This is a genomic window from Mesorhizobium sp. WSM4841 (genome assembly GCF_055811515.1).
Window position 1 is genome coordinate 32,822 of the sequence record NZ_JBVVQC010000030.1, and the last position, 25,071, is coordinate 57,892.

At 61.6% G+C, this 25,071-nt stretch carries 21 protein-coding genes and 2 pseudogenes; 14 read left to right on the forward strand and 9 right to left on the reverse strand.

Annotated features, from left to right (window positions below; genetic code table 11):
• Nucleotides 1-39: 39 nt before the first annotated feature.
• The 3 genes from AC0L14_RS27065 to AC0L14_RS27075 form a co-directional block, all read right to left on the reverse strand.
• Nucleotides 40-1,137: an IS1595 family transposase gene (locus AC0L14_RS27065; RefSeq protein ID WP_473751335.1), complete on the reverse strand. Its 1,098-nt coding sequence runs from the start codon at nucleotides 1,135-1,137 to the stop codon at nucleotides 40-42.
• A gap of 667 nt (nucleotides 1,138-1,804) precedes the next feature.
• Nucleotides 1,805-2,287 (reverse strand): RES family NAD+ phosphorylase, encoded by a 483-nt coding sequence (locus AC0L14_RS27070; RefSeq protein WP_473751336.1) that lies wholly within the window; start codon nucleotides 2,285-2,287, stop codon nucleotides 1,805-1,807.
• Nucleotides 2,284-2,715, reverse strand: a complete 432-nt coding sequence (locus AC0L14_RS27075) for an antitoxin Xre-like helix-turn-helix domain-containing protein (RefSeq protein WP_473751337.1) — start codon at nucleotides 2,713-2,715, stop codon at nucleotides 2,284-2,286. The genes AC0L14_RS27070 and AC0L14_RS27075 overlap by 4 nt, the downstream gene beginning before the upstream one ends.
• A 147-nt stretch (nucleotides 2,716-2,862) precedes the next feature.
• On the opposite strand from AC0L14_RS27075, the gene AC0L14_RS27080 reads away from it, so the two are divergent.
• From AC0L14_RS27080 to AC0L14_RS27105, 6 genes and pseudogenes are all read left to right on the forward strand, one after another.
• On the forward strand, nucleotides 2,863-3,285 hold the full coding sequence (locus tag AC0L14_RS27080) for a hypothetical protein (RefSeq protein ID WP_473751338.1): 423 nt from the start codon (nucleotides 2,863-2,865) through the stop codon (nucleotides 3,283-3,285).
• Between the two features lie 401 nt (nucleotides 3,286-3,686).
• Complete coding sequence (locus AC0L14_RS27085) at nucleotides 3,687-4,217, forward strand: class I SAM-dependent methyltransferase (protein ID WP_473751339.1); 531 nt, start codon at nucleotides 3,687-3,689, stop codon at nucleotides 4,215-4,217.
• A 447-nt stretch (nucleotides 4,218-4,664) separates the two neighbouring features.
• The gene (locus AC0L14_RS27090) at nucleotides 4,665-5,483 is read left to right on the forward strand and encodes a hypothetical protein (protein ID WP_473751340.1); all 819 of its coding nucleotides are present in this window, start codon (nucleotides 4,665-4,667) and stop codon (nucleotides 5,481-5,483) included.
• Between the two features lie 190 nt (nucleotides 5,484-5,673).
• Nucleotides 5,674-5,833: pseudogene (locus tag AC0L14_RS27095) on the forward strand (site-specific integrase); the annotation flags it as partial.
• Nucleotides 5,834-6,129: 296 nt separating this feature from the next.
• Nucleotides 6,130-6,570: a hypothetical protein gene (locus AC0L14_RS27100; protein WP_473751341.1), complete on the forward strand. Its 441-nt coding sequence runs from the start codon at nucleotides 6,130-6,132 to the stop codon at nucleotides 6,568-6,570.
• A gap of 761 nt (nucleotides 6,571-7,331) precedes the next feature.
• Nucleotides 7,332-7,676 carry a hypothetical protein gene (locus AC0L14_RS27105; RefSeq protein WP_165848428.1) on the forward strand — a complete coding sequence of 115 codons (345 nt, stop codon included), beginning with the start codon at nucleotides 7,332-7,334 and terminating at the stop codon, nucleotides 7,674-7,676.
• Nucleotides 7,677-7,686: 10 nt separating this feature from the next.
• Here AC0L14_RS27105 and AC0L14_RS27110 read toward each other — a convergent pair.
• Nucleotides 7,687-8,337, reverse strand: a pseudogene (locus AC0L14_RS27110) (gamma-glutamyltransferase); the annotation flags it as partial.
• Between the two features lie 14 nt (nucleotides 8,338-8,351).
• On the opposite strand from AC0L14_RS27110, the gene AC0L14_RS27115 reads away from it, so the two are divergent.
• On the forward strand, nucleotides 8,352-8,879 hold the full coding sequence (locus AC0L14_RS27115; protein WP_473751365.1) for a recombinase family protein: 528 nt from the start codon (nucleotides 8,352-8,354) through the stop codon (nucleotides 8,877-8,879).
• 74 nt (nucleotides 8,880-8,953) lie between these two features.
• Here the strand turns inward: AC0L14_RS27115 and AC0L14_RS27120 are convergent, their stop codons facing one another.
• From AC0L14_RS27120 to AC0L14_RS27135, 4 genes are all read right to left on the reverse strand, one after another.
• On the reverse strand, nucleotides 8,954-9,676 hold the full coding sequence (locus tag AC0L14_RS27120) for a phytochelatin synthase family protein (protein WP_244602620.1): 723 nt from the start codon (nucleotides 9,674-9,676) through the stop codon (nucleotides 8,954-8,956).
• 411 nt (nucleotides 9,677-10,087) lie between these two features.
• Nucleotides 10,088-11,821, reverse strand: a complete 1,734-nt coding sequence (ggt, locus tag AC0L14_RS27125) for a gamma-glutamyltransferase (RefSeq protein WP_473751342.1) — start codon at nucleotides 11,819-11,821, stop codon at nucleotides 10,088-10,090.
• Nucleotides 11,822-12,142: 321 nt separating this feature from the next.
• Nucleotides 12,143-13,435 (reverse strand): L-rhamnose catabolism isomerase, encoded by a 1,293-nt coding sequence (gene rhaI, locus AC0L14_RS27130; RefSeq protein ID WP_473751343.1) that lies wholly within the window; start codon nucleotides 13,433-13,435, stop codon nucleotides 12,143-12,145.
• Between the two features lie 168 nt (nucleotides 13,436-13,603).
• Nucleotides 13,604-15,706: a bifunctional rhamnulose-1-phosphate aldolase/short-chain dehydrogenase gene (locus tag AC0L14_RS27135; RefSeq protein ID WP_473483686.1), complete on the reverse strand. Its 2,103-nt coding sequence runs from the start codon at nucleotides 15,704-15,706 to the stop codon at nucleotides 13,604-13,606.
• 192 nt (nucleotides 15,707-15,898) lie between these two features.
• Between AC0L14_RS27135 and AC0L14_RS27140 the strand changes: the two genes are divergently transcribed.
• The 7 genes from AC0L14_RS27140 to AC0L14_RS27170 all read left to right on the forward strand — a co-directional run bounded on the left by AC0L14_RS27140 (nucleotide 15,899) and on the right by AC0L14_RS27170 (nucleotide 23,030).
• Nucleotides 15,899-16,708, forward strand: coding sequence for a DeoR/GlpR family DNA-binding transcription regulator (locus tag AC0L14_RS27140; RefSeq protein ID WP_473483688.1), 810 nt, complete (start codon nucleotides 15,899-15,901; stop codon nucleotides 16,706-16,708).
• Nucleotides 16,709-16,753: 45 nt separating this feature from the next.
• The gene (gene rhaS, locus AC0L14_RS27145; RefSeq protein WP_473751344.1) at nucleotides 16,754-17,749 is read left to right on the forward strand and encodes a rhamnose ABC transporter substrate-binding protein; all 996 of its coding nucleotides are present in this window, start codon (nucleotides 16,754-16,756) and stop codon (nucleotides 17,747-17,749) included.
• Between the two features lie 83 nt (nucleotides 17,750-17,832).
• Nucleotides 17,833-19,374 carry a sugar ABC transporter ATP-binding protein gene (locus AC0L14_RS27150; protein ID WP_473751345.1) on the forward strand — a complete coding sequence of 514 codons (1,542 nt, stop codon included), beginning with the start codon at nucleotides 17,833-17,835 and terminating at the stop codon, nucleotides 19,372-19,374.
• Complete coding sequence (locus AC0L14_RS27155; protein WP_473636252.1) at nucleotides 19,371-20,348, forward strand: ABC transporter permease; 978 nt, start codon at nucleotides 19,371-19,373, stop codon at nucleotides 20,346-20,348. The genes AC0L14_RS27150 and AC0L14_RS27155 overlap by 4 nt, the downstream gene beginning before the upstream one ends.
• On the forward strand, nucleotides 20,345-21,346 hold the full coding sequence (locus tag AC0L14_RS27160; protein ID WP_473751346.1) for an ABC transporter permease: 1,002 nt from the start codon (nucleotides 20,345-20,347) through the stop codon (nucleotides 21,344-21,346). The genes AC0L14_RS27155 and AC0L14_RS27160 overlap by 4 nt, the downstream gene beginning before the upstream one ends.
• Nucleotides 21,346-21,663 (forward strand): L-rhamnose mutarotase, encoded by a 318-nt coding sequence (gene rhaM / locus AC0L14_RS27165; RefSeq protein ID WP_473751347.1) that lies wholly within the window; start codon nucleotides 21,346-21,348, stop codon nucleotides 21,661-21,663. The genes AC0L14_RS27160 and rhaM overlap by 1 nt, the downstream gene beginning before the upstream one ends.
• The gene (locus AC0L14_RS27170) at nucleotides 21,660-23,030 is read left to right on the forward strand and encodes an FGGY-family carbohydrate kinase (protein WP_473751348.1); all 1,371 of its coding nucleotides are present in this window, start codon (nucleotides 21,660-21,662) and stop codon (nucleotides 23,028-23,030) included. Before rhaM ends, AC0L14_RS27170 begins: the two co-directional genes overlap by 4 nt.
• Here the strand turns inward: AC0L14_RS27170 and AC0L14_RS27175 are convergent, their stop codons facing one another.
• The gene (locus tag AC0L14_RS27175) at nucleotides 23,031-24,857 is read right to left on the reverse strand and encodes an alanine racemase (RefSeq protein ID WP_473751349.1); all 1,827 of its coding nucleotides are present in this window, start codon (nucleotides 24,855-24,857) and stop codon (nucleotides 23,031-23,033) included. It lies immediately after the preceding gene.
• Between the last annotated feature and the right edge of the window lie 214 nt (nucleotides 24,858-25,071).

Genomic DNA, 25,071 nt, shown 5'->3' on the forward strand with positions numbered 1-25,071 from the left:
AGCATAGCGTTGATTCCCCGCTAAACAACGCGGCATTTATCAACCAAAGACAGCTACGGCCGATTTGATGGTGATGCCGCCATCGGGGCTTCGGCGCATCTGGCGTCCCGTGGCAGCGCGAAAGACAGTCGGCAGTTGCAGCGCTGGCGGCACCCGTGACCAGAGCGTTCGCATGATTTCCCGCCCGTGCCGAGTTTTCCGAATGGCGCTTCCAGACACGACGCGCTGAGACCAGCGGAAGCCGATTTCATGGAAATACAGGTCGGCATGTTGCGGGCTGATATGGTGAAAGACGCCGGCGATCGTCCGCCGGACGCGGGAATTGAAACCCTCCACCGAATTGACGTGGACCGTGTCGCGAACATATTCGTTGCTGGAATGCTTCACGGTCTCATGCTTGGCAAAACTCTCGCCTATGGCCATGAATGCCTTCGCCTCATCACTCATCAAATGCGCGTGGGTTGCGATCTGTGTTTCAATCGCACGTTCGGCCGCACGCAACGAAAGACCGGTCACGACCGCGGCACGCGCGTCACCGGCCGGAGCGCCGGGCGTGACGTCGGTCGGCCGCTGCACCATCGCCATGACCGGCGCCTTCTCCGTATTCGCCTGACCTTTCCGGCCCCGTCCCGGTGGTGGATCATCCGGGCGCTTTCGGGGACTTCCCCCGAGATGGAAATGGTCGATCTCAACCGTGCCGTCGAGCATGTTTTCCCGCGCCACCATCAGCCGCAGTGCGTGACCCATCCGCCAGGCCGTCGGCTGGCTCACGCCAAGGATCTCGGCGAGCCGGACCGAGGACAAGCCCTTGTCCGACTGGAGCATCAGCCACATGGCTTTCAGCCAAACACGCAAGGGCAGCTTGGTCGAGTGCAGCGGGGTGTGGGTCGTTACGGTGAACTGGAACCGGCAGTCGCCATTGGAACATTGATAAAGACCCGGTCGCGCACGCCGCTTGCCTGTATCGCGGCCGGCAAGTGCGATCGAGCGTTTATACCCGCAGCCCGGACAGATTCTACCTTCTGGCCACACCATGGTTTCCAGCAATCGTCGGCAATGCTCTTCATCCCTGAAGGCCACGATCATTTCTTCAACAGTCCGAATGTTGGAAAGCGCTGCGAGCATCGTTTCAGGCATTTTCATCTCCGCCAGATCACGCTCCAAGAATCGCATGGGAAGGCCCTGATCACAAGCCTATTGCTGTCTTTGGTTGATAAAGGCCAACAACGCCAAGGGAGAACGAAGCCTGAACCCCGCCACGCCGCGCTTTGTCTTAGCGACAGATTGAGCGCTTTTCGGCCGATCGCCCTTGCGGCTCGATCCCAGAGGAAATCGCATCTCCGATCAGCCGGCGAAGCCGTTCCGGACGATGCTGGCCCACACCTCGCCCGTCGGCGCGATGTCATATAGCGCTCGATCAGGTAGGCAGGAGAGGCGCGCCCTTCGCGCACGAACTGCCGGCAACGGTCGGGATGCACGGAAGTGCTGAGTCTTGCCGGAATTCCGATCTCTCTGATCTGGCGCAGGCGTTCGAGAATGTCACGAACGTGATCGAGCTTCGCCGCTGTTGGTATGGCCTTCAGCCATGTAAGAGGAATGGTGCCCTTATTGGGTTCGGTGATGAGAAGCGCATCGAGCGCGTCCAGTTGCCCCGGCCGGAGGCCGGACAAAAGAGCATGGCGGCTGCTTTCTTGCTCGCGCCCGCCCGGCAGTGCTGGCGCGTTGTTGTTTGGCGGGAACCCAGCGCTACGCCCTCAATCTCACCAAGGCCTCGGGGTTGTAGCCGACAGAAAGCCCCTCCCCGTTACGCGCCAAACAGCCGCCGGTCCCAGTAGACGGGCTGGTGCAGACTTGTCTGAATCCTTGAAAACTCCGGATGCGCGGGATTGATCAGCACATTGCAATCGAGACGCGCCACGACACTGGGCACCAGCAGGATGACGCTGCGCCGTTCTAAACACCAGGTTTCGCCAAATCCCTTGCTCACCGTCGCCGGCATCGTGTCCCAGCCGGGCAGCGAGGGCTGGGAAAAGACCTCGTAGCTCAGTCCGCGCGGGATCGTGATTTCGATGTAGTGCTGGTTGGGCGGCAGTCGGCCGCTGCCATGCACCAGCTTTTCCAACAAAGGCGTCGAATAGTGCTCGCTGGTGTAAATGATAGGACTTCCGGGCGTGTTCCACCGCCCAGGCGCGATTGTCGAGCCGGTCGCGTGGAAGATCGGGTAGGTGCCGGCCGGATCGCCGATGCGAAACGACGATAAGGTGCGATCGAGAGACTGCGCCGTCACGCAGCGCTGCCGTACTTCAGACCGCCGAGGATATCGACCACCATTTCGGCGCCGAACTCACTCAGGATAACGACATCGATCGGTCGCTTGTCCTCCATCATCGGGTGCGGCCGAAACAGAAAATCGCGCGCTTCCTCTTCGTTCTGCCAGACATCGACAGCAAGGCCCCAGACGCGCGCCACGCGGGCCAATCGCGTGCCCTCGTCCGACGAGAGGCGATGTACCATCTTGCGCCGCTCGTAGGTCGCCTTGGGAATCAGCCTGTATTTGAACTGAGCATCGCCAGGCGCCAAAAGACGCGCAACGCGCTCGAGTGCCCCAACGGGAAGTCCATCCTCGATCCGGGAGATCAGCCCGAAGGGCGACCGCGCCGCCACCTCTTTAACGGGCAGCCCCAACACGTCGGCGACATTTCCGAACGCTAGCATTTCACTCTTCCATTCCATTTGAGGCAAAATATAGCCTCACATGGTGCGTCAAGCAAGCGCCGCATCAGCGCGTGTCGTAAGCAGATGAGTTGTCCAGATTAGGTCGCACGTGAGTCGTCCGGTTTTCGCCAGCGCACGGAGGTGGGGATGAAACGGACAGCATGGCTAAATGACCGGAGAATGCAGAAGTTTGTAGAGGTTTTCAGCCGCTGGAATGGCGGCGATCTTTCGATGATGGAGGCAGGCGAGTTGCTTGGCATGTCGGGGCGGCAATTTCGCCCGCGACCGTTACAAGGGGCTGGGGAAGTTGGGTTGCTCGACCGGCGTTTGGGCAAGATTTCGACCCGTCGGGTGCCTGCCGAAGCGATTGAAGAGATGCTGGAACTTTATCGTTATCGCTACCTTGGATGGAATGTGAACCATTTCCACGAGCACCTGCTGCCCGATCTCGGCTCGCTGAGGAAACGGGCACATCGCGGACTGACTGTAGTTCTGCGAGCAGGATGCAGTTATTTCCAATGGGATGGGAAGGGAATCGAAAGACGCTCTCTCCGCCATCTTCAATGGTAGAGCGATCAGAGGTCGGGAATCGGAGGCAGCGGACCTGCGATTAGCTCACGCACCGTGCAATGCGATCGAGAGGACCTATCTGGACCAAACTCGAGTAGCGACAGCATGGGCTTTTGAGATAAGGTTGGGACGCGATGGCATTGAGCGAATAGAGCGATAACCGGGAACCGAACCAATCCACAGAAATATTTTGTTGGTATTTTTGTTGGCTAGTCCTGCTATAGCGGAGTCCTAACCATTTGGAAACAGAGCGAGTTTGCCATCGCTTGGACTCCGCCTCTGGGCACCATTTTCCATGGCAATTGCTTAACCGTCCGACAGACGTTTCGTTGGACTTTGCCGGAAAATGCTAACGGGCGCAGATAAAATTCGACTTTGGTCCAGGACACGGAAGGATAGTCGTGCCTTTTTGGAAATCGCACAAGAAATATAGCGCAGGAACGTGGGACGATCGGCTCGATGGATTATTTTCATGCGGGATAAACTACTCCGGTAAGACGATCCTTGATGTTGGCTGCAATATGGGCATCGTCGCTTATGAAATCGCCAAACGCAGACCGGCCTACATCCACGGCATTGACATTCTGAAGCCACACACCCGCGTGGCGCGTTCCATCTTTCTAGGATCGAACGTAGAAAGTCGATTTGACGCCATGAACCTAGGCAGCCGAAAGCTTCAATCTGTTCTAAATGACAGTTACGATATCGTGCTTCTTCTCGCTGTGTACCAGCATGTCCGCAGGGGGTTGGGTCAGGAGGAGGCCGATCGCATCTTCACCGACATCATCAACCGCGCACAGACGATTGTGGCGCGAGTCCCCGACGAAGACGACATCCGGCTTCAGTCTTTGATCGAGGGTGCTGGGTTCACCTTATCTGATCGCCACAAATCGCCACGCGGCAGTACAGTTCTGGCGTATCATCGCCACTAGGCCGGGCCGATGGCGATTGCCTGCGCGACCTACGGACCAGACGTTGTGAGAGGACGGTCGCCGCTCGATAGTCAGGGCGGTGGAAGAGCTGAGGGTGCTGACCGGTGGATTTTGTGTCGCCGGATGATGCGATGGCGAACGCCCTTTCAGCGGTGGCACTCAAGCGCGGCTGCGCGGTTCTGTTCGACGAACAGGCGGGCGCCGATATCCTGCATCCGCTCTAGCGCAATTCCAAGAACGGTCTTCCGAATTTAGCAGAAACGAACGGTTAGAGTCTTTTTGGCTTTGATTGAGACAGTTCTGCCCGGGGGAATTTCGAGGGCCTCGGTGCAGGTCGGCGTCGCAACCCGCCGGACTTTCGCATTTGCATAAAGTTTCTCAGATATAAATTAGCTCTTCGTTATATTTGGCAGTTATATGCGGAGGTGCGATTCAAAAGGAGGAATTATGACATCCCGAAAGACTCTTTTCGCCGCGTTTGCCGTGTTCGCGCTTCTGGCATCTCCGGCGCTGGCCGGTGCAGGCGGTAACGGCCATGGTGGCGGCAACGGCCATGGTGGCGGTAACGGCCATGGTGGCGGCAACGGTAACGGCGGCGGCAACGGCAATGCTGGCGGCAATTCCGGCAATAGCGGGTCGCACGGCAAGTCGGCGTCAGCCAAGGGGCAGGTGGCCAAGGCCGAAACGGAGACTGTTGCAAGTGTTGACGACACCGAGCAGACCGCCCCTGTGTCCAAGGAAAAGAATATCCGTGCCAAGCTCGGCCGGTTGAACTCGCTGCAGCGCAACGTCAACGCCTACATGAACTCCAAGAGCAAGAAGTTTGCTGCCGTACAGGCCTTTGCGGTGGCGTCCGCGAACGCCCAGAACGCACAGGCCGCGGTTGACAAGGCGGCCGCGGCGGCGGTCGACGCTCAGGCCCAATTGGATGCCCTGAACGCGCAGCTCGACACGTTGAACGGGCTTACGCCTGACCAGATTGCAGCCATGACGCCCGAGGAACAGGCGGCCCTGCCGGGACAGATCGCGGATCTGGAAGCGCAGGTCGCGGCCCAGGAAACCACGGTCTCGGATGCCGAAGCAGCGGCTGCCGCAGCCCAGACGGCTGCCGACCAGGCCGCTGTCGGCACCGACGATGCATCGCTCGACGCGGCACTGGCCGACATGGCCAACAAGCCCGTCGACGCCGAGGTCACGGACTGGGCCAAGGGTGTGCTTGCCGACAAGATCGACCAGGCGGCCGCCAAGCTGGCTCCGGCGCCGTAAAGCCGATCGCGCCTGAAACGACCCAGTCGAACGATCAAGCCGCCGGGTTTCGCCCGGCGGCTTTTTTTGACGGCACAACGGAAGAGGGGCGCGCTGTCCCGCCAGCGCCAAAAGGTTCCTGTGGGCGGCGTCACCACGCACTGAGGGCTATTGGCGTCATCGGCCGACGTGCTGCAGTCCGGCGGTTGCCGATGGTGGCCTGGGCCTGCCACCCAAGGTGGTTCAGGAACGGCTCGGCCATTCCTCTATCATGATGACAATGGACGTCTACGGGCAACCTGTTCCCGCGCGGCGATGATGCCGAGGAACTGGCTGCGGCCGAACGGGCACTTTGGCCTGACGCGACATGAACGCGACATGGAGCTAAAAAGCTCAACGATTTCAACCATCGACAGCGGACTAAAAATCCGCATGTCGGTGGTTCGAATCCACTTCAAGGGCACCTAGCAATTTCAGCAGCTTATGCCATGGCCGCCGACTTTGCTAATCAGTTGGCAGGGATCAGCCCGTCGGTGTCACGGCATGCCGCGCAGCGTTCTTCCCCCGGCGAAACATCTTTGCTCGCATCGGGCGGATGACGGATTTGATTTGCTTGGTGATCCCCTATCCTTAGGGCAAACTGCCTGCTGGGGCTCTAGGAGGCGAAATGAGAGCACGCGCAGCAACGGTTGGAGATCTGGAAAATGTTTTCAGTGATCTGTCCAAGCGGATATCGGAGGAGTACGTCGCGGCCGGCAAGGACAGCAAGATCGCCTACGACAATCTGATGATGAACTTGAAAGAAGGCCGTGCTCATGCGCTCGTGCAGGGCGAAAAAACGGTAGCGCTCATCGCGTGGCACGAGAATAGCGACGCTGCTGATACGCTGTTCGCCGCGCAGGAGGATTTCTTCAGCGCCGCGACCGTTCGCTTCTGCAAGCAGCACATTCGCCATATCCAAGCGCTCGCCGGCAACCTCCCCATTCACTCGCGCAGCTGGCTCCAGAGACCGGACGTCGCAAAATGGTTCCGGATTATCGGCTATGTCGAGCGAGGCCAGGAGAATGGCGCCAACCTGTTCGAACTGCCACCGGCTCCCGCAGCCTAAAAATCTCGGCGTGCTGCGAAACCTGCCATCGAGTTCCGGTGGCGCCGCGCTTATATCGGCGTGCCGATGATTGAATCCAATCGTGCCGCCGCCCCGATGCGCCAGCCAAAAAGGCCCGCCGCTCCATTTGCGAAGCGGCGAGGCCCCATATTTGGGGACAACTTCCGGGCTGTTGCCCGGCATTGCTTGCCGTGCAATTCAGGTGCCAGACGACTGGCCCATAATGGGTCACCGCACAGGGAAAGCGCGAACCATCTTCCGCGACCACACCACTGCCATACCGCGCAATTCCTGCTATATTTTCTTGCGGCGGGCCTGATTTCCGCTTGGCCGGCGCCCATCAGGCAATCTACCCCAACGCCCCCCAAAGTGGCGCCGGCCACTCTTCCCCGCCGAACCCAATCTTCGCCACCGACCAATCTTCGCCACCGATATCGTCAGGCACGCCGTTCGAGGGCGAAGCTTGCGCGTGATCGTCGTCAGGCCCGACAGTCAGGGGCAGCGGTTCGAATCCGGCTGCAGAGCGGCGGACGTTCAACTTGAAACGCCCGGCTGGCGATTCCAATCCGACAGATCGCCTGGAACGGCAACACGATCCCACAGATCGCCTGGAACGGCACGACGATCCGACATAAATCCAAGAAACCGCTAGCAAGCCGCGGCCAGAAAGTGTTGAAGACCGTGCCGATCGCATTGAACGCGTCGCGACCCGGTTGCACTCGGCAAGGCTTGATGATTTGTTGCCGCTTCAAGGAGAATGAATGATGCACGAGCCTGCCGGTCAAGACGAATATGGGTCGGCCAACCCCTTCGACCCGGACGACCTGACGACGTTGAACGTGATGGGTCCGGGTGTGGCCAGCAACGATTTCGAGAAATACGCGGTCGCCGTGATCATCGTTTTCGGCGCTCTCATCATTGGCGGCTTGATGGCCGCAACCCTGGCCTTGGGGCACCGTAACGGCTTCCTGTACGCGCTTGGCGGCGCCACCGCGGCGTGGATATCGGGAAATGCGCTTCTGCTCGATCGGCCGCGTATTTATGCCTTGTTCGTCGGCATCGCGGCCGTGATGCTGATTGCGTCCACCATCACGCTGGTCATCTGACCGAACGAAATTAATATCCGACCGCCTCGCCGGATGCGGCGCGGCTGTCGATGGCGCCGTTGTAGCGGCCGCCGCCGCCCTTCTCGATTTCCGCCAGGCTCTTTCCGCCGACCAGAATGCCGGCCGCCTGACCCCAGCTCGCGTCGGTCACGTCGAGGCGATAGCCGATGCCGGCAAGCAGTTTTTTGGTATCGGGCGACAGGCCGAACGGTTCGATATAGACCGTGTCGGGCAGCCATTGGTGATGGATGCGCGGCGCGTCGATCGCTTCCTGGATGTTCATGCCGTGATCGACGACATTGACGATCGCTTCCAGCGTGATGGTGATGATGCGCGAGCCGCCGGGACTGCCTATGACCATGAACGGCTTGCCGTCTCTGGCGACGATGGTCGGGCTCATCGACGACAGCGGCGTCTTCCTCGGCGCGATGGCATTCGCCTCGCCCTGGACGAGGCCATAGAGATTTGGCACGCCCGGTTTCTGGGTGAAATCGTCCATCTCGTTGTTGAGCAGGATGCCGGTGCCGTCGGCGACGACGGCGGCGCCGAACGAACCGTTCAGCGTATAGGTCACCGCGACGGCGTTGCCATCATTGTCGACGATCGAATAATGCGTCGTCTCCTGGCTCTCACCAAAGCCCTTCGGCATCAACCGGGCAGACCACCGAGAACCAGATTCAGGAAATCGAAGCCGCAGGCTTCCACGTCGAGCCGCGCCGCATCATCACCGAGACGGTTTCCGGAAGCACGGCCATTGCGCAACGGCAGGGCTTCACGCGGCTTATCGATCGGCTGGAATCAGGGGACATACTGATCGTGACCAAGCTTGATCGTCTCGGCCGCGACGCCATCGACGTCAGTTCCACGGTCCGGACGCTGGCCGAAATGGGCGAGCGCGTTCATTGCCTCGCTCTTGGCGGCGTCGACCTTACCAGCTCGGCCGGGACGATGACCATGAACGTGCTCAATGCTGTCGCACAGTTCGAGCGGGATTTGCTGATCGAACGCACCCAGTCCGGCCTCAAACGCGCCAAGTCGGAAGGCAAGGCTCTCGGTCGCCCCTCGACCCTCAGCGAAAAGCAGAAGCAGGACCTGCGCGACGATCTGGCCACGGGAATGATTGTTTCGGCCGCCGCCAGAAAGTTTGCGACCAGCCGGCAGACGATCATGCGCATTCGTGACGAAAGCTCACGATCCGTTTGACCTTAGCGTGTCTGGGGGGAACAGTTCTTATTCCGACCCCTCATAGAATCGATTTGCAACCCGGCTAGCCAACATCAGGGCTTGGCAGCAATCAGAACATAACCCCGCGTACGGTTGGCATTGTCCGAGTCCTGCGTGTTCATCGCGTTAAATAGGTCGGCTGTCGTCACCCAGACGGGGGGATATTTGTAGCGGGCAACGTCGAGGATGAGGAAACGGTCGGTCTCGGCATCATAGGCGGCCAAGGGCGAGATGTGGCCGCCTTTTTCCTGGCCCATGGCTTTGCGCAAGTAATTGACGATGACAAACTGCTTTTTGGTCGCGAGATAGCCTCGGGCCTCCTTGCGGAAGGTGTCCAGGCTGCTGTCAGCAGCATGTCGCACTTCAACCTGCACGGGCTGCAAGGCAAGAAGGCCACCCAATTCATCTAAGGTCATGCCCTGCTTTTTGATTGTCTCAGCCGGAATGACCTGCTCGCTGCGGGCATCCAGAAGATTGTCCTGAGTGAAGGTGCTGTAGGGGTCGTACTCGGGCACTGGTGGGGCTGGAACGCCAATGGCATTCAGAACCATGACACTGCTGGCCACCCCACAAAAAGCTTGGTTCTTCTGGGTGACGAAATTTATGGCCAGCGGAAAATAGGCTTCCCGGGCATCGGCCTCGATCAGGAGCGTTTCACCGGCATCGGAAGCCGCCCCGATGAGATTTGCCGGCAGTGGCAACGTCTCGGCTCTGGCCTCCATCGAGGCCAATAACGTGGCAAACAGTGCGAGTCGAATGACATGCTTCATGAACATCGTCGCGCTCCTTGGCTAATCACCCTTCGGCCTGACAAACTTGCTCCTACGTTTCCCAACTGTCCAGAGGAGCGTCGGCGCAACGAGAGCCATCTGTGACCCCTGATGTGAGTGACCCAGGTGGTTTGCGGCGTTTCTCCGACAACGGAAGCTGGCACGGTCTACAGGCGGATCCTTCATTATCGGGAACGGGCCTCCTGGTCGTCATTGCGGCGGCATTTTTCCTCGCCTCGAAGGCTAGAGCCGGAGAACTGGACACCGCTTGCACCTTCCGCGAAGCTGTCAATTTCCCCGCGGGGGAAATTGGCAGGGTGCTGTCCCTCGACCTCTCAAGGCCTGGGTACCTCGCCCGCCGCGAAGCGGGGGGATCGCGTCGACCATTGCGCTGGTCACTTAACTCAAGAGAATAACCTAATACCCGATGGCCTCGCCGGAAACGGCGCGGCTGTCGATGGCGCCGTTGTAGCGGCCGCCGCCGCCCTTCTCGATTTCCGCCAGGCTCTTTCCGCCGACCAGAATGCCGGCCGCCTGACCCCAGCTCGCGTCGGCGAGATCGAGGTGGTAGCCCATGCTGGCAAGCAGTTTTTCGGTGTCCGGCGACAGGCCGAACGGCTCGATATAGACCGTGTCGGGCAGCCATTGGTGGTGGATGCGCGGCGCGTCGATCGCCTCTTGGATGTTCATGCCGTGATCGACGACATTGACGATCGCTTCCAGCGTGATGGTGATGATGCGCGAGCCGCCGGGGCTGCCGATGACCATGAACGGCTTGCCGTCTTTGGCGACGATGGTCGGGCTCATCGACGACAGCGGCGTCTTCCTCGGCGCGATCGCATTCGCCTCGCCCTGGACCAGGCCGTAGAGATTGGGCACGCCCGGTTTCTGGGTGAAATCATCCATCTCGTTGTTGAGCAGGATGCCGGTGCCGTCGGCGACGACGCCGGCGCCGAACGAACCGTTCAGCGTATAGGTCACCGCGACGGCGTTGCCGTCATTGTCGACGATCGAATAATGCGTCGTCTCCTGACTCTCGCCAAAGCCCTTCGGCATCAATTCCTGCGACACGCCGGCCCGGAACGGATCGATCTTTTCGCGGATTTCATCCGCGTAATTCTTGTCGAGCAGTTTTTCGACCGGATTGTCGACGAAGTCGGGATCGCCGAGCGCCGAATTGCGATCGACATAGGCGTGGCGCATCGCCTCGACCATGATCTGGACCGTCTGGGCAGAACCCGCGCCGAGATAGGACAGCGGGTAGAATTCCAGCACGTTGAGAATCTCGCAGATGATGACGCCGCCCGAGCTCGGCGGCGGCGAGGAGGTGATCTCATAGCCGCGGTAGTTGCAGGTCACCGGCTCGAGTTCGCGAACCGCGTAGTTCTCGAAATCCGCCTTGGCCAGAATGCCGCCCTTCTCCGCGCTCGCCTTGACGATGCCATCGGCGATCGGTCCTTTGTAGAAGGCATCGCGACCTTCATTCGATATGGCCGAGAGCGAGGCGGCGAGATCGGCCTGGACGAGGCGCTCGCCGGTGGCATAAGGCTTGGCGCCCGGCTTCAGGAAGATGGCGGCCGCCGCTGGGTCCTTGGCGAGCCGCGCGGCCCCGCCTTCGAGCGAGGCGACATCGCCCTGCTCCAACACGAAGCCGTCCTTGGCATAGCGGACTGCCGGCGCCATCAAGTCCTGCCGCGTCAGCGTGCCGTATTTTTCCCGCGCGGTCTCAAAGCCGGCCACCGAGCCCGGCACGCCGACAGCGAGATAACCGTCGAGGGCGGCGCCCTTCTCCGGCTTGCCGTCCTTGTCGAGATACATGGTTTTCGTCGAGGCGAGCGGCGCGCGCTCGCGGAAATCGAGAAAGGTCGAGCGGCCGTCCTTGAAGCGGATGGTCATGAAGCCGCCACCGCCGATATTGCCGGCGTTCGGGTAGACCACAGCCAGTGCATAGCCGACGGCGACCGCCGCATCGACGGCATTGCCGCCCTTCTTCAGCACCTCGACGCCGACTTCCGACGCAAGATGCTGGGCGGTCACCACCATGCCGTGCTCGCCCTTCGCCGGCTGCGGCGAGGCGGCGAAGATGGCCGTCAGCGGCGCAAAGGTCAAGGTGAGGGAAAGACTGATTGCGATTAGGGTGCGGCGGTGCATGACCGTTCTCCGAGGCTGGGGGTGCGCCTAGGAAAGCCGCTTGGAGGGGTTGAGTCCATGGCAATAGGACGGAAAAGGATTGGTGCACCCGTCACCGGCCGCCTCGTAACCACCGTTGCGATCTTCGGCTGATGTAACGGCATGGATCCTAGGATCCAATGCCGTTACCTCTCAGCGTCGCCGCGTTGACGGCAAGCCCCATGCCTCAACCTTCAGCCGTTTTGTTCTTGCTTTGTGCCGACAACTATACTACAAAACTGACTACAATGTTGATTTGCGCCGCGACCCGCCTCAGGCGGGTTTTTTCGTTTCAGGCCGGTATCAAACAATCCCGCCGCTGCCAACCGCAACCGCCGGCCGTTCCGCCGCGACCTTGGCCCGATAGCCGGCGGCGCGGTAGGCGGCAACCGGATCGATGGCGCCGCCCGTGTTCAGCCGCGCCATGGCGAGGATCGGCTCGATGTCGGTGCGATAGGCGGCTTTCAGCGTCTGCGTCGCCATCAGCGCGTCATTGGCGTCCTGATAGGCTTCCAGTGCCTTGCGATCGACCAGCAGCGCCTGCGCATAGGCGCGCTGCACCTCGACCGCCGACAACATCAGGCTTTCGATCGGATCGGTGACGTTGTGGCTCTGGTCGAGCATGTGAGCCGGATCAAAACCTTCGGCACCGGAAAGCTCGGCATCGACCAGTTCGTTGAAGACGAGGAACAGCCGGTAGGGATCGATCGAGCCGGCGTCGAGATCGTCGTCGCCATATTTCGAATCGTTGAAATGGAAGCCGCCGAGCTTCTTGAACTGGATCAGCCGCGACACGATCATCTCGATGTTGACGTTGGGCGCGTGATGGCCGAGGTCGACCAGGCAGAACGCCTTGTCGCCGAGCTCTTTGGCGATGATGTAGTTGGTGCCCCAATCCTGCACGACCGTCGAATAGAAGGCCGGCTCGTACATCTTGTGCTCGGTGAACAGCTTCCAGTCGTCCGGCAGTCCGGCGTAGATCTCCTTCATCGCGTCGAGATAACGCTCGAACCCCTTGGCGAAATTGACCTGACCGGGAAAATTCGAGCCGTCGCCGATCCACACCGTCAGCGCCTTCGAGCCCAGCGTCTTGCCGATCTCGATGCATTCGAGATTGTGCTCGACCGCCTGCCGGCGCGTTGCGGCATCGGCATGCGACAGCGAGCCGAATTTGTAGGAAAGTTTTTGGTCCCTGGCGTCGGAGAACGTGTTCGAATTCATGGCGTCGAAGCCGAGGCCGAAGCGGGAGGCCGCCTGCTTCAGCCGGTTCGGGTCGGCCTTGTCCCACGGAATGTGCAGCGAGACTGTCGGCGTCGCCTGCGTCAACTGCCGGATCACGGCGCAGTCTTCGATCTTGTCGAAGATGTCGCGCGGCTCGCCGGCGCCGGGAAAGCGGGCAAAGCGGGTGCCGCCGGTGCCGACGCCCCAGGACGGGATCGCCACGGCGAATTTTTCGACCTTGTCGCTGATAGCGTCGATGGCGATGCCGCGGCGGTCGAGGCGCTCGCCGAGCGAGTCGTAATCGCGCTTGAGGTCGGCCGCGCGCGCGGCGTTGTCCTTGTCGACGATGTCGGCTGAGATGATGGTTTCGGACACTGCGTTTCCTCCCAAATGCGTTCGGTTGGCGCTGCCCCTCATCCGCCTGCCGGCACCTTCTCCCCGTATAGAGACGGGGAGAAGGGAAGTGCGCCGGCGCTGGCGACCCCCTCTCCCCGTTCGTCACGGGAGAGGGTAAGGGTGAGGGGCAGCGCCGCCTTCAAACTATTATCGCGTAAAGCTCTGCGCGTTGCCCGCGTCGACGTTGACGATGTTGCCGGTCGACTTGGCCGACATGTCGGAGGCGAAGAAATAGATCGCCTCGGCAATGTCTTCGGGGAATACCGAACGCTTCAGCATCGAGCGCGAGCGATAATGCTCCTCGAGGTCGTCAGTCGACATCTTGTAGGCGGCGGCGCGCTGTTCCTTCCACTCGCCGGTCCAGATCTTCGAGCCGCGCAGCACGGCGTCGGGATTGACGACATTGACCCTGATCTGGGCGTCGGCGCCCTCCAGCGCCAGGCAGCGCGCCAGATGGATTTCGGCGGCCTTGGCAGTGCAATAGGCCGCGGCGTTGGGCGATGCGGCAAGACCGTTCTTGGAGGCGACGAAGACGACGTTGCCGCCGATTTTTTGCGCACGGAACAGCCTGAATGCTTCCCGCGAAACCAGGAAATAGCCGGTCGACAAGATGTCCATGTTCTTGTTCCACAGCGCCAGCGTCGTCTCCTCGATCGGCGCCGAGGTTGCCAGGCCGGCATTCGACACCAGGATGTCGATGCCGCCGAACTCGACCGCGGTCTCGGCGAAACCGGAGATCACCTGGTCCTCTAACGTGACGTTGATCACCACCGGTCGCACGAAATCCTTGCCATAGGCTTTCGCCAACTCGTCATTGGTGCTGGCAAGGGCTGTCTCGTCGATATCGGCCAGCACGACGCAGGCGCCTTCGCGCAGCAGCCGGTTGGCCGTCGCCCGGCCGATGCCGCCGGCGCCGCCGGTGACCAACGCGATCTGGCCGGCAAGCGCCTTCGGCTTGGGCAGGCGCTGCAGCTTTGCCTCTTCGAGCAGCCAGTACTCGATGTCGAACGCTTCCTGCTCGGGCAGTCCAACATAGGTCGACACCGTCGAGGCGCCGCGCATGACATTGATGGCGTTGACGTAGAACTCGCTTGAGATGCGCGCCGTCGCCTTGTCGCCGGCGAAGGTGAACATGCCGACGCCGGGCATCAGATAGACCACGGCGTTCGGATCACGCGCCGGTGGCGAATCAGCATGCTTGCACCTGTCATAATAAGCCTGATAGCCAACGCGATACTCCGCCACGTCATCGGCGAGGCGGGCAATGACAGCATCGACATCGGGGTCCTTAGGATCGAACTCGATGACCAGCGGCCGGATCTTGGTGCGCAGGAAATGGTCCGGGCAGGATGTGCCGAGCGCCGCGAGCGGGCGCAAATCCTTCGAATTGACGAATTCGAGCACGGCGGGCGAATCGTCGAAATGGCCAAGCTTGTGGCTTTTTTCTGAAATCAGGCCGCGGATCCTCGGCATCAGCTTTGCCGCCACGGCGCGACGCGCCGGCGCGTCGAGCGATTTGACGACTTCCCCACCGAAGATCGGCTTGCCTTCAGACTTGCGCTCGAACCATTCGATCGCCTGGTTGATCACCGAGATCGTCGTCTCGTAGCATTCCTTTGGGGTGTCGCCCCAGGTGAACAGGCCATGGCCTGCCAGCACAACGCCTTTGGCTTCAGGGTTCTCGAGGCAGAATTTTTCCAACCACAGGCCGAGTTCGAAGCCCGGACGCTTCCACGGCAACCAGCCGATCGCGTCGCCGAAGATCTCCTTGGTCAGCGCCTTCGAATCCTTGGCGGCGGCAATCGCGATGATCGCGTCGGGATGCATGTGGTCGACATGGGGCTTCGGCACGAAGGCGTGCAGCGGCGTGTCGATCGAGGCCGCGCGTGGATTAAGATTAAAGGTGCAATGGGGCAAATAGCCGACCATCTCGTCCTCATGCTCGAGGCCGCGGTAGAGACCCTTCAGCGCCCTAAGCTTGTCCATGTAGAGCGTGGCGAAACCGTCGAGCTTGATCGAGGCGCTGTCGCCGCCCGAGCCCTTGACCCACAGCACTTCCACGCTCTCGCCGGTGAGCGGATCCTTTTGCCAGATCTTGGAAGAGGTGTTGCCGCCGCCATAGTTGGTGACGCGCTTGTCGGAGCCAAGAACATTCGAGCGATAGACGAGACGTTCCGGCTCGCTCATCCCCAGGGCTTTCGCCTCATTCCAAAGATTGGCGAGGCGCGTGCCGGAGCGCTTGTCGAGCATAGGTAATCCTCCCGTGACGTGAGACGCGCAAAAAGGCGCGGTTCCTTTGGTCCGAATTTCTACGCAAGCGGCGGCGTTGTCAATCACAAACGATCAACATCGATCATATTGCACTGCACAATGGATTTATCTGATCGGAAATGATTGACACTGCGCGTTTTGAGTGCCTAGATGTGCTGGCAGGGAGGAACCATGCACGAAAAAGAGCGCCACAGGATCATTTTGTCCGCCGTCCAGGAAAAGCCTGTGGTGACGGTGCAGGAGATGGTCGACCTGACAGACTCGTCCGAGGCGACGATCCGGCGCGACATCGCCGCATTGCATGTGCAAAAGCGCCTGCGCCGCGTGCGTGGCGGCGCCGAGGCGATCACCCCACCGCAGTTCATCGGCCTTGCCGGCCGGCCTTTCTCCGTCAACGAGACGATCAACGCTGCGCAGAAGCGGGCGATCGCGCGGGACGCCGTGGAACTGTGCAAGGACGGCGAGCCGATCATCATCAATGGCGGCACCACCACCTTCCAGATGGTGCATTTCCTGACCGGCCGCCGGATGCCGATCTTCACCAATTCCTTTCCGATCGCCGAGCACCTGCTCAAGCACTCCAAGAACACGGTGATGCTGTCGGGCGGCACCATCTACCGCGAGCAGAACATCATCCTGTCCCCCTTCGAAAATGACGTGACGCGCAATTTCTATGCGCGCCGCATGTTCATGGGCGCGCAAGGGCTCGGGCCGTTGGGCCTGATGGAAGGCGATCCGCTGCTGATCCAGGCCGAGCAGAAACTGATCGATCAGGCCGACGAACTGGTGGTGCTGGTCGACTCGTCGAAGTTCCGCAAACGCTCGAGCCTGATCCTGTGCGGCCTGTCGCGCATCGCGACCGTCATCACCGACGACGGCATCGAGGACCGCGAGGCCAAGATGTTGGAGACCGCCGGTGTGACGCTGATCGTCGCCCGCACAACGCTAGGCAATAAGGAAGAATCTTCGCTGCAGGCCTGAGGCCCGCAGCGGCGATGGAATGCAACGCTCAAGGGAGGATATTCGATGAGCTTTCTGAAGAAATTGATGGTCACGGCGGCGTTCTCCGCCGCTATGTTCGTAAATGCGGCCTATGCCGAGAACGTCAAGATCGCGCTGGTGGTGAAGTCGCTCGGCAACGGCTTCTTCGACGCCGCCAACAAGGGCGCCGAAGAGGCGGCCAAGGAGCTCGGCGACGTCGACATCATCTACACCGGCCCGACCAAGGCGACCGCCGAAGCCCAGATCGAAGTGATCAATTCGCTGATCGCCCAGAAGGTCAACGCCATCGCCATTTCGGCCAATGACGCCGACGCGCTGGTTCCGGCGCTGAAGAAGGCGATGGGTCGCGGCATCACTGTCATCTCGTGGGATTCGGGTGTCGCTCCGGAAGGCCGCCAGCTCCACCTCAACCCCTCGGACACCAACCTGATCGGCGAGACCATCATCAAGCTTGCCGCCGACTATTTGCCGGAAGGCGGCGATGTCGCCATCCTGTCGGCTTCGTCGACCGCGACCAACCAGAATGCCTGGATCGACGCGGCCAAGAAGGTGCTGCCGGAGAAATTCCCCAAGATCAATCTCGTCGCCACCGTCTATGGCGATGACGACTCGGCCAAGAGCACGGACGAGGCCAAGGGCCTGCTAAAATCCTATCCGAACCTCAAGGCGATCATCGCACCGACCACGGTCGGCGTCGTTGCCGCCGCGCAGGTGGTGACCGACCAGGGCCTGATCGGCAAGGTCAACGTCACCGGCCTGGCACTGCCGTCGGAGTTCAAGAAGTTCATCGACAACGGCGCCAGCCAAGCGGTTGCGCTGTGGAACCCGATCGATCTCGGCTACTCAGCCGTCTACCTCGCCCATGATCTGGCGGTGAAGAAGGAAGAAGCCAAGCCGGGTGCGACGCTGTCGATCGGCCGCGTTGGAAAAGTCACGCTCGACGACACCAATTCGGCTGCGATGGCTCCGCCCTTCAAGTTCGACAAGTCGAATATCGAAGAGTTCTCCAAGATCTATTGATCCTGGAGCCTTCAAGCCGGCGCGGCGGGGCAGAGGTTCCGCCGCGCCTTCAAACGAACCTTGCTTCAGGGCTTGATACGACTATGGACACGACAGCCCAACTCAGCCCGACGACCGAGCAGCCTCTGGCTCCGGTTCCGCGCCTGACCCTGTCAGGCATTTCGAAGAGTTTTCCCGGCGTGCGCGCACTGCACGATGTCAGCCTGTCGCTTTACCCCGGCCAGGTGACCGCGCTGATCGGCGAGAACGGCGCCGGCAAGTCGACGCTGGTCAAGATCATGACCGGTATCTACCAGCCCGACGCGGGTACCATCAGCATCGATGGCCAGGCCGTCACACTGCCCAGCGCCCATGCCGCCTTCGGGCATGGCATCACGGCCATCCATCAGGAAACCGTGCTGTTCGACGATCTGACGGTGGCCGAGAACATCTTTCTCGGCCATGCGCCGCGATCGCGCTTCGGCATCATTGACTGGCGCACCATGCGCAGACAAGCCCGTGAAGTATTGGACACCATGGGCGCTGGCCACATCGACGCCGATGCGCGGCTGAAGGATCTCGGCATCGCCAACAAGCACCTCGTCGCCGTCGCCCGCGCCATGTCGATCGATGCGCAGATCGTCATCATGGATGAGCCGACCGCAGCCCTTTCGCTGAAGGAGATCGAGGAGCTCTTTTTGCTGGTCGAGTTCCTGAAGAGCGAAGGCAAGGCGATCCTGTTCATCAGCCACAAGTTCGACGAGATCTACCGCATCGCCGACCGCTATACCGTGTTCCGCGACGGCGAGATGGTTGGCGAAGGCCTGATCAGGGACGCCGGCCAGAGCCAGATCGTGCGCATGATGGTCGGCCGCGCCGTCGATCACATCTTTCCGCAGCGCAAGGCCGAGATCGGCGCTCCGGTGCTCACTGTCTCCGGCCTGTCGCACCCGACTGAGTTCGACGACATCGGCTTCAAGTTGCACAAGGGCGAAATCCTCGGCTTCTACGGCCTTGTCGGCGCCGGGCGCAGCGAAGTGATGCAGGCGATATCAGGCATCACCCGCACCAGCAGCGGAACGATCACGCTGGAAGGCAAGGCGATCGTGCCGAAATCGGCGGCGGATTCGATCGACGCCGGCATCGTCTATGTGCCGGAAGAACGCGGCAAGCAGGGCGTGGTGATCGGCCTGCCGATCTTCCAGAATATCTCGCTGCCCTCACTCAAGCGCACATCCAAATCCGGCATGCTGCGGCTGGCGGAGGAGTTCGCGCTGGCCCGTTCCTACACCGAGCGGCTCGATTTGCGCGCCTCGTCGCTCAGCCAGGATGTCGGCACGCTGTCGGGCGGCAACCAGCAGAAGATCGTCATCGCCAAATGGCTGGCGACCGCGCCCAAGGTGATCATCCTCGACGAGCCAACCAAAGGCATCGACATCGGCTCCAAGGCCGCCGTGCACGGCTTTATGGCTGAGCTCGTTGCGCAGGGCCTGTCGGTGATCATGGTCTCGTCCGAACTGCCCGAAATCCTCGGCATGTCCGACCGCGTCGTCGTCATGCGCGAGGGCCGCATCGCTTCGGTCTACGACAATAAGGGGCTCGACGCGGAAACGCTGGTCAAGACGGCAGCGGGGATCGCAGCATGAAGGCTTTTCCTAGATATCGCGAAGTCTGGCTGCTCGCGGCAATCGTTGTGCTGATCGGGCTGATCTCGATGCGCTTTCCGGGTTTTGCCAATCCGGCCAATCTGCGCCAGGTGTTCAACGACACCTCGATCCTGATGATCCTGGCGCTGGGGCAGATGGTGGTGATCCTGACCCGCTCGATCGACCTGTCGATGGCGTCCAACCTGTGCTTCACCGGCATGGTGGTAGCGATGCTGAACGCCGCGCATCCGGCAATCCCGATCCCGCTGCTGATCGTCATCGCACTTCTGGTCGGACTGGTGCTCGGCGCGATCAACGGCTTGCTGGTGTGGCGGCTGAACATCCCGTCGATCGTGGTGACGCTCGGCACGCTCACCATCTATCGCGGCGCCACCTTCGTCATATCGGGCGGCGCCTGGGTCAATGCCGACCAGATGAGCCCTGATTTCATCGGCCTGCAGCGCGCGGCCTTCCTCGGCATTCCGGTCCTGTCGTGGATTGCCATACTGGTCATCGCCTTGTTCTTCCTCTTGATGACGCGCACCGCACTCGGCCGCTCGATCTACGCCATCGGCGTCAATCCGACCGCGTCGGTCTATGCCGGAATCGATGTCGGCCGCACCAAGTTCATCGTCTTCTGCATCTCGGGGATGGCCGCCGGGCTTTGCGGCTATCTCTGGATCTCGCGCTACGTCATCGCCTCGGTCGAGGTCGCCAACGGCTACGAGCTCAACATCATCGCCGCCTGCGTCATCGGCGGCATCTCGATCGCCGGCGGCATCGGCTCGGTCGGCGGCGCGGTGCTCGGTGCGCTGTTCCTCGGCATCATCTCCAATGCGCTGCCGGTCATCAACATCTCACCCTTCTGGCAGATGGCGATTTCGGGCAGCGCCATCATCCTGGCCGTGGTGCTCAACGCGCGCGGCGAACGCCGGCAAGGTCGCATCATCCTCAAAAAGGCGGAAGCGGCATGACCGACACTCCTGCTCCACGCCACATTCCCGACCGGCTCGACAAGCCGCTCAACTCGGCGATCTTCTCATGGGAGGCGCTGCTGGTCGCTGTGGCGGTCGCCATCTTTGCCGTCAACAGCTTCGCCTCGCCCTATTTCCTCGACGCGTGGTCGCTGTCGGACCTGACCTTCAACTTCACTGAAAAGGCGCTGATCGCGCTCGCCATGGCGCTGCTGATCATTTCCGGCGAGATCGACCTGTCGGTCGCCGCCATCATTGCGCTTGCCTCGACGATGATGGGCATGGCGGTGCAGGCTGGCGCCGGCACGCCGGTGCTGGTGGCGATCGGCATCGTTGTCGGGCTCGGCTGCGGCGCCTTCAACGGGCTGCTCGTCACAAGGCTGGGATTGCCGTCGATCGTCGTCACCATCGGCACGATGAGCCTGTTTCGCGGCATCGCCTTCATCGTCCTCGGCGACCAGGCCTACAAGGGCTATCCCTCGAGCTTCGCGTTCTTCGGCCAGGGCTATGTCTGGTGGGTGGTGTCGTTCGAACTGACGCTGTTCCTTGTCGCGGCCGTCATCTACTGGCTCCTTCTGCACAGGACGAGCTTCGGCCGCCGCGTCTTCGCCATCGGCAACAACCCGGTCGCGGCGCAGTTTTCCGGCGTGCGCGTCGGCCGCATCAACTTCATCCTGTTCTGCCTGACCGGGCTGATGGCGGGCATCGCCTCGGTGCTGATCACCTCGCGGCTCGGCTCGACCCGGCCGTCGATCGCGCAAGGCTATGAATTGGAAGTCATCACCATGGTGGTGCTGGGCGGCGTCAGCATCCTGGGCGGCGCCGGCAGCATTGTGGGCGTGGTGCTCGCCGCCTTCATTATGGGGCTGGTGACCTTCGGCCTCGGCTTGCTCAATGTGCCAGGGATCGTCATGTCGATCTTCATCGGCCTGCTGCTGATCATCGTCATCGCGCTGCCCATCGTCTGGCGGCGGGTGCGGCGGGAGCGTTTTACCTGATGGCCGAGAAATTCGCGTTCAAGATGAAGCTCAATCCCGGCATGAAGGCCGAATACAAAAGGCGCCATGACGACATCTGGCCGTCGCTGGTGGCGCTGCTCAAAGAGGCCGGCGTTTCCGACTATTCGATCCATCTCGACGATGAGACCAACATACTGTTCGGCGTGCTGTGGCGGCGCGACGACCACGGCATGGACGAACTGCCGAAGCATCCCGTGATGCAGCGCTGGTGGGCCGAGATGGCCGACATCATGGAGACCAAGCCTGATAACGAGCCGGTGGCGGTGCCGCTGGAAACAATGTTCCATATGGAATGACCCGCCACGTCGCCGTCATCGATATCGGCAAGACCAACGCTAAGCTGGCGCTGGTCGATCTTGCCGATCTGCGCGAAGTTGCGCTGCGCCGCACGGCGAACGCGCCCGTTGCCGACGGTCCCTACCCGCACCACGATGTCGAGCTGCTGTGGTCGTTCATCCTCGACAGCCTCGCCGGGATCAATCGCGAACAGCGCATCGATGCGATATCGATCACCACCCATGGCGCGACGGGCGTGCTGGTGGACGCTGCCGGTGAGCTGGCGCTGCCGGTGCTCGACTATGAATTCGCCGGGCCCGACGCCCTCGCCAAGGACTATGACGCGATCCGTCCGCCCTTCGCCGAGACGGGCACGCCGCGCCTGCCGGTCGGTCTCAATCTCGGCGCGCAGTTCTTCTGGCAGCAGAGGAACTTTCCGGCTGAGTTCGCCAGGGCCGCCGCGATCCTGACGTACCCGCAATACTGGGCCTTGCGCCTGACCGGCGTCGCCGCCAATGAAGTGACCTCGCTCGGCTGCCACACGGATCTGTGGAACCCGTGGAAAGCGGATTTTTCGACGTTGGTCGACAAGATGCAATGGCGGCGCCTGATGGCGCCGGTGCGGCCGGCGAAGGATCGCCTCGGCCCGATCCTGCCCGCGCTTGCGCGGCAAACGGGGCTCGATCCGCAGACGCCGGTGTTTTGCGGCCTGCACGATTCCAATGCATCGCTGCTGCCACATCTCCTATCCGACAGACCGCCTTTCTCCGTCGCTTCGACCGGCACCTGGGTGGTGTCGATGGCGGTCGGCGGCAACAAGATCGCGCTCGACCCGGCCCGCGACACATTGGTCAACGTCAACGCGCTCGGTGATCCCGTGCCCTCGGCGCGTTTCATGGGCGGCCGCGAGTTTTCGCTGCTGATGGAAGGCCAATCGAAAGGCTGGACCGAAGAGGATGTCGCCACAGTGCTCGCGCGGGAGACGTCCTTGCTGCCTTCGATCCAACAGGGTTCGGGGCCGTTTCCTCATCACACCGCCGCATGGCTCAACGCCGACGGCATCAACAATGGCCAGCGCTTCGCCGCTATCTCTTTTTATCTGGCGCTGATGACCGCTGCCTGCCTCGATCTGATCGGTGCCGAAGGCCCGGCCATCGTCGAGGGCCCTTTCGCCCGCAACCGGCTTTTCACGCGCATGCTGGCTGCAGCAACGGCGCGTGCCGTCATTGCGTCCGATGCGGCCACCGGCACCAGCATCGGCGCTGCCTTGCTGGCGTCGGACCAAGGAAAAATCCAAGGCAAAGGCGAAAGGGTCGAACCGCCAGCCGACCCAGCCTGGGCAAACTATGCGCGCTCGTGGCGTGCGGCGGTCGAGGCGCGAGGCTGATCACAAAATCCGCTTGCCGAAAGCCGACATGACGAAGTTGACGGTGTCTAACGCAATCCGCGGTTCCAAACCTGATGTCAGGCCGGAAACGTCCATCGACAACAGCCCGCCGGACAGCGCGATCGCCTCCATCGCCTGATGCGTTTCGCGCACGGTGATGCCGCCGGAGCCCGCCGCCCAGCCGGCGAATTCAGTCACCTCAGGCGAATAGCTGACATGAAAGCCCTGCGTGCCGGAGGTGGCGATGCGGATCGCCTCGTGCATCACGTCGCGCATGCCCATGGCGTCGATGTCGGTCATGGTGAAGGCGGAGACGCGCGAATCTTTCAGCACCCGGGCCTCGGCCGGATCGGCATGGCGCAGCCCGACGATGACGACGTTTTCCGGCGACAGCTGCGGCTGCAGCGCGCCGGACTTGTGATCGAGGCCGAGCGCCCGCGCCAGCACCGAACGCTCCGGCAGGTCGATACCGTCCTCGTCCTCGGGCATAAGTGCTGCGATGGAATCGATCCAGATCAAACCGAAGGAGTGTGTCGCCCGCGCCGTCGTCGTCAGCGCCTTGTAGGCGATGCGCCGGTCACTGCCGGCGGTGAGCCGGACCAGGCCGGATGGCGGCCGCTCGATATCGGCCAACTCGATGACGTCGAAATTCATCGCCTCCAGCCGGGCGCCGGTCGCTTCCCTGGCCAGAATACCGGCGGCCGCCGGTTCGGCTGATATCGACACCATCCTGCGGCCGGAGAAATCCTCGACGTCGTGCATCGGGGCCTTTTCGACATATTCCGAGGTCATCGCCAGCAGCATGGCGCCATAGCTCATGCGGAAGGCGACACGGTCGCCGACGGCGGGTGGCGGCTCGGCGTCGGTCACGTCGAGCAGCAGATGATCGCTGGAGGCGCCGAGCACCCGCACGCCCTTGGCGATTGGCGTCAAACCTTCGATCAACACGTCCTCGCGGCCGATATTGGCGATGGCGCGCAACCTGTCGCCATCGTCGGCAAATACCGGCTGGTTGCCGAAAGCGTCGTAGCCGGATTGGCCGATCGGCCGCGACGGCTTCAGCTTGACCTCGATGATGTCGCTGGTCAGCCGGCAGGCATCGGGCTCCAGTTCGGCCCACGGCGTCTCGCGGAAGGTTTCGACGCCACCCTGCAGGATTGCCTCGCCGACCCGCAGATTGTTGATGCCCGCGGGCAGCCTGCCTTCGAGCAGCAGCGTCAGCGACGATGACGCGCCGCCCGATATACAGTCGAGCCTTGCGCCGGACAGACGCTCGGTCTTGTAGGCATGGGCGACGAGTTGCCCGAGATTTTCCTCCGTCGGCATGATGGCGCCGAAGCAGCCGAGATTGGTGCCGATGCCGGCGATGCGCACGCCCCTGAGTGCCAATATCTGCTCGATCGTCGGGATGAGGTCGTTCGGCCAGATGCCTTCCCTGAGGTCGCCAAGATCGATCATCAGCATGATGTCGTGGACGCGGCCCATGCGCTCGGCGATGCGTGATAGCTCGCGGATGGTGGCGAGCTCGGATTGCAGGCTGATGTCGACGGTGCGCACCACCTCCTCGACACGCGCCATCGGCGGGCTGCGCAGCAGCATGATCGGCGCATTGATGCCGCTGTCGCGCAGCCGGCGGATATTTTCGAAGCGCGATTCAGCGATGCCGGCGACGCCGCCGCGCAGCATGGCGCGCGCCACCTGCGGCATGCCGCAAGTTCCCTTGGTGACGCCGAATACCTTGATGCCGGACAGGGCGCAGCGGTCGACGATCGTGCGCGCATTGCGCTCGATACGGCCAAGGTCGATGGCGACTTGCGGTCCGGACATTTTTTACTCAGAAATTGTGCACGGTACTAGGCGCATTTATCTTCTCGGTATCGTAGCTGGCGAGAATTAATATCAATCCGCATTGGGTCGTGTTCATGCCGGAAACAAGGGCTCTTGTATGTGGGCACGTCTTTCGCTCAGAGAGGCCAGTCACATTGGTCATTCGTCATCTCGGTGGGGAGTGGCAACTAACCTGTGACGATTACGACCATCC

Bases quoted from the DNA above. Each gene is read 5' to 3' on its own strand.
- AC0L14_RS27065 (WP_473751335.1), bottom strand. From the start codon at position 1,137: ATGCCTGAAACGATGCTCGCAGCGCTTTCCAACATTCGGACTGTTGAA.
- AC0L14_RS27075 (WP_473751337.1), bottom strand. From the start codon at position 2,715: ATGCTAGCGTTCGGAAATGTCGCCGACGTGTTGGGGCTGCCCGTTAAA.
- AC0L14_RS27080 (WP_473751338.1), top strand. From the start codon at position 2,863: ATGAAACGGACAGCATGGCTAAATGACCGGAGAATGCAGAAGTTTGTA.
- AC0L14_RS27090 (WP_473751340.1), top strand. From the start codon at position 4,665: ATGACATCCCGAAAGACTCTTTTCGCCGCGTTTGCCGTGTTCGCGCTT.
- AC0L14_RS27100 (WP_473751341.1), top strand. From the start codon at position 6,130: ATGAGAGCACGCGCAGCAACGGTTGGAGATCTGGAAAATGTTTTCAGT.
- AC0L14_RS27105 (WP_165848428.1), top strand. From the start codon at position 7,332: ATGATGCACGAGCCTGCCGGTCAAGACGAATATGGGTCGGCCAACCCC.
- AC0L14_RS27120 (WP_244602620.1), bottom strand. From the start codon at position 9,676: ATGTTCATGAAGCATGTCATTCGACTCGCACTGTTTGCCACGTTATTG.
- ggt (WP_473751342.1), bottom strand. From the start codon at position 11,821: ATGCACCGCCGCACCCTAATCGCAATCAGTCTTTCCCTCACCTTGACC.
- AC0L14_RS27135 (WP_473483686.1), bottom strand. From the start codon at position 15,706: ATGCTCGACAAGCGCTCCGGCACGCGCCTCGCCAATCTTTGGAATGAG.
- AC0L14_RS27140 (WP_473483688.1), top strand. From the start codon at position 15,899: ATGCACGAAAAAGAGCGCCACAGGATCATTTTGTCCGCCGTCCAGGAA.
- rhaS (WP_473751344.1), top strand. From the start codon at position 16,754: ATGAGCTTTCTGAAGAAATTGATGGTCACGGCGGCGTTCTCCGCCGCT.
- AC0L14_RS27150 (WP_473751345.1), top strand. From the start codon at position 17,833: ATGGACACGACAGCCCAACTCAGCCCGACGACCGAGCAGCCTCTGGCT.
- AC0L14_RS27155 (WP_473636252.1), top strand. From the start codon at position 19,371: ATGAAGGCTTTTCCTAGATATCGCGAAGTCTGGCTGCTCGCGGCAATC.
- AC0L14_RS27160 (WP_473751346.1), top strand. From the start codon at position 20,345: ATGACCGACACTCCTGCTCCACGCCACATTCCCGACCGGCTCGACAAG.
- rhaM (WP_473751347.1), top strand. From the start codon at position 21,346: ATGGCCGAGAAATTCGCGTTCAAGATGAAGCTCAATCCCGGCATGAAG.
- AC0L14_RS27170 (WP_473751348.1), top strand. From the start codon at position 21,660: ATGACCCGCCACGTCGCCGTCATCGATATCGGCAAGACCAACGCTAAG.
- AC0L14_RS27175 (WP_473751349.1), bottom strand. From the start codon at position 24,857: ATGTCCGGACCGCAAGTCGCCATCGACCTTGGCCGTATCGAGCGCAAT.